This window comes from Pseudoxanthobacter sp., assembly GCF_036822375.1.
GTDB lineage: Bacteria > Pseudomonadota > Alphaproteobacteria > Rhizobiales > Segnochrobactraceae > Pseudoxanthobacter.
On record NZ_DAISHT010000219.1, the window covers coordinates 1 to 5,449 of the forward strand.

The window sequence follows — 5,449 nt, forward strand, 5'->3', positions numbered from 1 at the left end:
AAACGATGGCCACCAGCGGCTGTTCCTTGCGGTCCTGCGGCAGCGACACCGCCACGCGCTCGGTGCCCTCAAGCTCGCTCTTGCCGCCGCGCGCCACGCTCGTCACCGTCAGCTCGTATTCGCCCGGCGACAGCGGCCGGTCGAGCACGATCACCCATTCGCCGTTCTCGGTGGCGGTGGTGCGGCCGATGACGGCGCCGTTGGCATAGATGGCGATCTCGGCGCCCGGCGACGACCGGCCGGCGATGGTGGCATCGCCCGAGGGCAGCACCCGCACCACGTCGAAGGCCGGCGGCGCGGCAGAAAGCGCCACCGCGGCCGGTCTGGCGGGCTCCGTCGCCGCCGGGGCCGCCGGGGCGGTTGCCGCGGTGCCGGCGGCCGCCTCCGGGCTCGCCGGCGGTGTCGTCACAGCATCGCCCTTCACGGCCGGGGCCACCGGCGGCTCGGCCGTCGGGGAAGCGGAAAAATGCCGGTAGGCGCCAAAGCCGGCGATACCGGCCAGCACGATGAGGAAGACGATTGCGCCGTTTCGCGCAGTGCCGTTCTTCGGAGTCTCTGACATCACTAAGCGCCTTCGGATGACCGCCCTGCCCGCCCCCGTCTGCTGCCCGTCAAGCCCGGTGCAGCCTGTCAGCCCCGCGGCGGGAAGGCCTATATTTTACAGATATCTGGCCTTGGCCTGCCGGGCAAGGACAGTGACCCGCCGCCGCCGCGGGGCGTGCTGCCGCGGGTGCAGCGCACAACGCGGACTTGACGGGCCCGCCGCCCCGGTGCGACACAGGATGCAGACGATCCGGACCGGCCGTCGCCGGCCCTGCCCGGAGCCTCCTCCCCCTCCGGATACCGCGGCAGACAGACGCCCCGCCCCGCCCTTCAGCGGGCCCGAAAGGGGCCTTGGCCCGTGCCCGGCGGTTCCGGTCGGGCGCCGCGCGGCGCTGCTGCGCACCGGCGAAGCGAGACCCTGTGCCCTTTCCCGGTCGGCTCTGCCGACAGCTTCGATTGCGAGATGGCCGCCCCCGAAATGCCTCTGACCAAACACGTCGCTTCCGAACCGCACATTCCGCCCCGGCCGGCCCATGAGGGGCCGCACAAGCCGGTCAGCGCCGTCTGCGTCTATTGCGGCGCCAGCTTCGGCCGCGATCCGGCCTATCTGGAAGCCGCCTTAGCCCTTGGCCGCGCCTTTGCCGGCGCCGGGCTGCGGCTGGTCTATGGCGGCGGCGATGTCGGGCTGATGGGCTCCATCGCCCGGGCGGTGATCGATGCCGGCGGCCATGTCACCGGCATCATTCCCGGCTTCCTGCGCGACCGCGAGGTGATGCTGACCGAGGTGAACGAACTCATCGTCACCAAGGACATGCACGAGCGCAAACGGCTGATGTTCGAGCATGCCGACGCCTTCGTCGCCATGCCCGGCGGCATCGGCACGCTGGAAGAGGTGGTGGAGATGATGACGTGGTCGCAGCTCGGCCAGCACGACAAGCCGATCGTGCTGTTCGATGTCCGCGGCTTCTGGCAGCCGCTGGTCTCGCTCATCGACCACATGCGCAACGAAGCGTTCATCCGGCCGCAGAACGAGATCCGTTTCCACGTCGAAAGCGATCCGGAAAAACTGGTGGCGCTGCTGCGCAGTTCCGCGCCGAAGCCGGGCGACGCCGCCGTGCTGAAACGCATGTGACGGTCGCGGCCGGCCGCCGGGCCGGAGCCGCAATCGCAAGGGCCGGCCGGAACATCCCGGGCCGGCCCTTTTTTTTCGGGGGGCGCCGTTTTCGCGGCGCGCTGCCTCAGGCGCTCAGCGCCAGTTCCGCCCGCCGGGCGGCAGGGCGCACGCCGGAGCGCAGCAGCTTGTAGTTGACCGAATCGATCAGCGCCCGGAACGAGGCATCGACGATGTTGGGGGACACGCCGATGGTGAACCAGCGCGCGCCGGTGCCGTCGCGGCTTTCCACCAGCACGCGGGTGGTGGCGCCGGTGCCGCCATCGAGAATGCGGACCTTGTAGTCCACCAGCTCCAGATCGGCGATGGCGCTCTGATAGCGGCCAAGATCCTTGCGCAGCGCCAGATCGAGCGCATTGACCGGGCCGTTGCCCTCGGCCACCGACATGATGTCGGCACCGTCCACCACCAGCTTCACCACCGCTTCCGACATGGTGACGGTCTCGCCCCGGTCGTTGAAGCGCCGCTCCACCATGACGCGGAAGCTCTTCACGTCGAAGAAGTGCGGCAATTCGCCGAGCGCCTTCTGCGCCAGCAGCGCGAAGGAGGCGTCCGCCCCCTCGTAGGCATAGCCTTCCGCCTCGCGCGCCTTCACCTCCGCCAGCAGCGTGTCGAGGCGCGGGTCTTCCTTCGCCACTTCGATGCCGACGCGGGCAAGCTCGGCAAGGAGGTTCGACTTGCCGGCCTGATCGGAAACCAGCAGGCGGCGGCGATTGCCGACCCATTCCGGCGGAACGTGCTCGTAGGTCGCCGGATCCTTCAGGATGGCGGAGGCATGGATGCCGGCCTTGGTGGTGAAGGCGGCCGCGCCGACATAGGGCGCATGGCGGTTGGGCGAGCGGTTGAGCAGCTCGTCGAAGGCGCGGCTGATCTGGGTGATTTCCGCCAGCGCGGCATCGGATACGCCGGTGCGGTACGGCCCGGCATAATCCGGCTTCAGCTTCAGCGTGGGGATGAGCGTGATGAGATTGGCGTTGCCGCAGCGCTCGCCGATGCCGTTGAGCGTGCCCTGAATCTGGCGCGCTCCGCCGCGCACCGCTGCCAGCGAGTTGGCCACCGCCTGCCCGGTGTCGTCGTGGGCGTGGATGCCGAGATGATCGCCCGGCACATGGGCGGTGACGGCGGCCACGATCGTCTCCACCTCTTCCGGCATGGTGCCGCCGTTGGTGTCGCACAGCACCACCCAGCGCGCGCCGGCGCGCCATGCAGTGGTGGCGCAGGCGAGCGCGAAATCCGGGTTCGCCTTGTAGCCGTCGAAGAAGTGCTCGCAGTCGATCATCGCCTCGCGCCCGGCGGCGACCGCAGCCTCCACCGTCTCGCGGATGACCCGCAGGTTTTCCTCCTCGGAAATGCCGAGCGCGACGCGGACGTGATAGTCCCACGTCTTGGCGACGAAGCAGGTGGCATCCGCCGCCGACTGCAGCACACCCTGCAGGCCGGGATCGTTGGCGGCCGAGCGGCCGGGCCGCTTGGTCATGCCGAAGGCGGTGAAGGTGGCCCGCGTGGTGCGCTTTTCGGCGAAGAAGGCGGTATCCTGCGGATTGGCGCCGGGATAGCCGCCCTCGACATAATCGACGCCGAGGCGCTCCAGCAGCGCCACGACATTGATCTTGTCTTCCAGCGAAAAGTCGATGCCGGAGGTCTGGGCGCCGTCGCGCAGGGTGGTGTCGAACAGGTAGACGCGCTCGGGGTTCATTTTCTGGCTCATGATGCGCTCTCCGGCGCGGCCGGCCATCGGGCCGTATCGTGGTCGGGGTGCTGGAACGAGACGAGGCGCTCCATCGCGCCCTCGGGCATGTCGTCTTCGGTCACACAGGCCGGCAGGTGGCCGAGCCGGGAGAACCACGGCATGCGGCCTTCCAGACCATATTCGATGACCGGCGGCACGGCGGCGGGATCGTCGAGGCTGCCGAGCGAGACGGCGATCTCGTCGACCTCCAGATAATCGTAGGTCAGCGGCGTGCCGCAGGCGGCGCAGAAGCCGCGCTGCACCAGCGTGGACGAGCGGAAGGTGGCGGGCGCGCCGCGCACCCACGCGATGTCGGAGCGCCGGACCGAACCGAGCGGGGCGAAATAGCCGCCGAACGCCTTCTGGCACATCCGGCAGTGACACACCGAAGGCTTGATGATCTCCGCAAGGAGATGATAGCGCACTGCCCCGCACTGGCAGCCGCCGGCATGGAAAATCCGCCGCGCTTCCTGCATCGCCTGCCTCGCGCCCGGTCCGGGCGCCCTCCCCTTGCTGTGCCCTCTCCGGGGGCCGCGGCCGTTCAGGCCGGCTCCCAGGTGGTGCCTTCCCTGGTATCTTTCAGCACGATGCCGAGCGCGGCGAGTTCGTCGCGGATGCGGTCGGCCCCGGCAAAGTCGCGCGCCTTCTTGGCCGCCTGCCGCTCGGCAATGCGCGCCTCGATGAAAGCGGCCTCCACGCCGGCCGGCGCGGCAGCCTCCGCCCCGGCGGGCGCGGTCGCGGAGAAGCCGAAGGCGGCAAGGCCGGCCGCCATTTCCGCCCCTTCCAGCCGGTGCATCTCGGCAATGGCGCGCGGCATGTTGAGATCGTCGGCCAGCGCCCCGAACACCGCCGGATGCAGCGCCGCCGCCCCGTCCGCCCCGCCGGCGGCCCGGCGCCAGCGCGCGAGAATGCCGGTCGTCTCCTCCAGCCCCTTCACCGTCCAGTCGATCGGCTGGCGATAATGGGTCTTCAGCATGTTGAGGCGGATGACATCGCCCGGCCAGTCCTTCAGCACCTCGTGGATGGTGATGAAGTTGCCGAGCGACTTCGACATCTTCTCGCCTTCCACCATCAGGAAGCCGTTGTGCATCCACACATGGGCCATGGAGGCGGTGCCGTGGGCGCAGCGCGACTGGGCGATTTCGTTCTCGTGGTGCGGAAACACCAGATCGATGCCGCCGCCGTGGATATCGAACTCGTCGCCCAGCAGCGCGCCCGACATGGCCGAGCACTCGATGTGCCAGCCCGGCCGGCCGCGGCCCCACGGGCTGTCCCAGCCGGGCTCAGCCGGCTTCGACGGCTTCCACAGCACGAAATCCATCGGATCGCGCTTGTAGGGGGCCACCTCCACCCGCGCGCCGGCCACCATGTCGTCGAGCGAACGGCGCGACAGCGCGCCATAGTCCGGCATCGACGGCACATGGAACAGCACATGGCCTTCCGCCTCGTAGGCGTGGCCGTTGGCGATGAGGCGGCGGATCAGCCCCACCATGTCGGTCACGCCGTCGTTGCGGGCGATATAGTCGGTCGCGCGCGGCTCGAAAGTCGGGCGCAGCACGCCGAGAGCATCGATATCGGCATGGAAGCGGGCCAGCGTCTCGTCGGTGAGGTCGCGGATGGAGATGCCGCGCTCCGCCGCCCGCGCATTGATCTTGTCATCCACGTCCGTGATGTTGCGCACATAGACGACATGCGCCGCGCCATAGGCGTGACGCAGCAGGCGGAACAGGAGATCGAACACGATCACCGGGCGGGCGTTGCCGATGTGGGCATAGTCGTAGACCGTGGGGCCGCACACATACATCCGCACGCACGACGGATCGATCGGATGGAAGACATCCTTCGTCCGCGTCAGGGTATTGTAGAGTCGAAGTCCGCTGCCGGATGCCGACATGTTGCCGAATGCTCCCTCAGCCTCGCTGGCCGGGGCATCCGCTTCTTTCCGCGTTACTCAGGGAAAAGGGAGGCAGCCGCAGCCAGCAGAGGCGCTAGCCGCAAATAATCGC

5 protein-coding genes are annotated in these 5,449 nt (G+C 69.0%); 1 reads left to right on the forward strand and 4 read right to left on the reverse strand.

Features of this window, described 5'->3' with window-relative positions:
* On the reverse strand, positions 1-562 hold a 562-nt coding region (locus V7067_RS15020), incomplete at its 3' end, for an Ig-like domain-containing protein (protein WP_334176717.1).
* A gap of 459 nt (positions 563-1,021) precedes the next feature.
* Between V7067_RS15020 and V7067_RS15025 the strand changes: the two genes are divergently transcribed.
* Positions 1,022-1,675 carry a TIGR00730 family Rossman fold protein gene (locus V7067_RS15025; protein ID WP_334176718.1) on the forward strand — a complete coding sequence of 218 codons (654 nt, stop codon included), beginning with the start codon at positions 1,022-1,024 and terminating at the stop codon, positions 1,673-1,675.
* Positions 1,676-1,781: 106 nt separating this feature from the next.
* Here the strand turns inward: V7067_RS15025 and cimA are convergent, their stop codons facing one another.
* The 3 genes from cimA to cysS all read right to left on the reverse strand — a co-directional run bounded on the left by cimA (position 1,782) and on the right by cysS (position 5,337).
* A complete protein-coding gene (cimA, locus tag V7067_RS15030; RefSeq protein WP_334176721.1) occupies positions 1,782-3,410 on the reverse strand; it encodes a citramalate synthase in 1,629 nt (542 codons plus the stop codon).
* A gap of 8 nt (positions 3,411-3,418) precedes the next feature.
* Positions 3,419-3,919 carry a GFA family protein gene (locus V7067_RS15035; RefSeq protein WP_334176719.1) on the reverse strand — a complete coding sequence of 167 codons (501 nt, stop codon included), beginning with the start codon at positions 3,917-3,919 and terminating at the stop codon, positions 3,419-3,421.
* Between the two features lie 65 nt (positions 3,920-3,984).
* On the reverse strand, positions 3,985-5,337 hold the full coding sequence (gene cysS / locus V7067_RS15040; protein ID WP_334176720.1) for a cysteine--tRNA ligase: 1,353 nt from the start codon (positions 5,335-5,337) through the stop codon (positions 3,985-3,987).
* Positions 5,338-5,449: the final 112 nt, after the last annotated feature.

What these genes read in the sequence shown, in the direction of transcription:
- V7067_RS15035 (WP_334176719.1), bottom strand. Translation starts at nt 3,919, where the DNA reads ATGCAGGAAGCGCGGCGGATTTTCCATGCCGGCGGCTGCCAGTGCGGG.
- V7067_RS15025 (WP_334176718.1), top strand. Translation starts at nt 1,022, where the DNA reads ATGCCTCTGACCAAACACGTCGCTTCCGAACCGCACATTCCGCCCCGG.
- cysS (WP_334176720.1), bottom strand. Translation starts at nt 5,337, where the DNA reads ATGTCGGCATCCGGCAGCGGACTTCGACTCTACAATACCCTGACGCGG.
- cimA (WP_334176721.1), bottom strand. Translation starts at nt 3,410, where the DNA reads ATGAACCCCGAGCGCGTCTACCTGTTCGACACCACCCTGCGCGACGGC.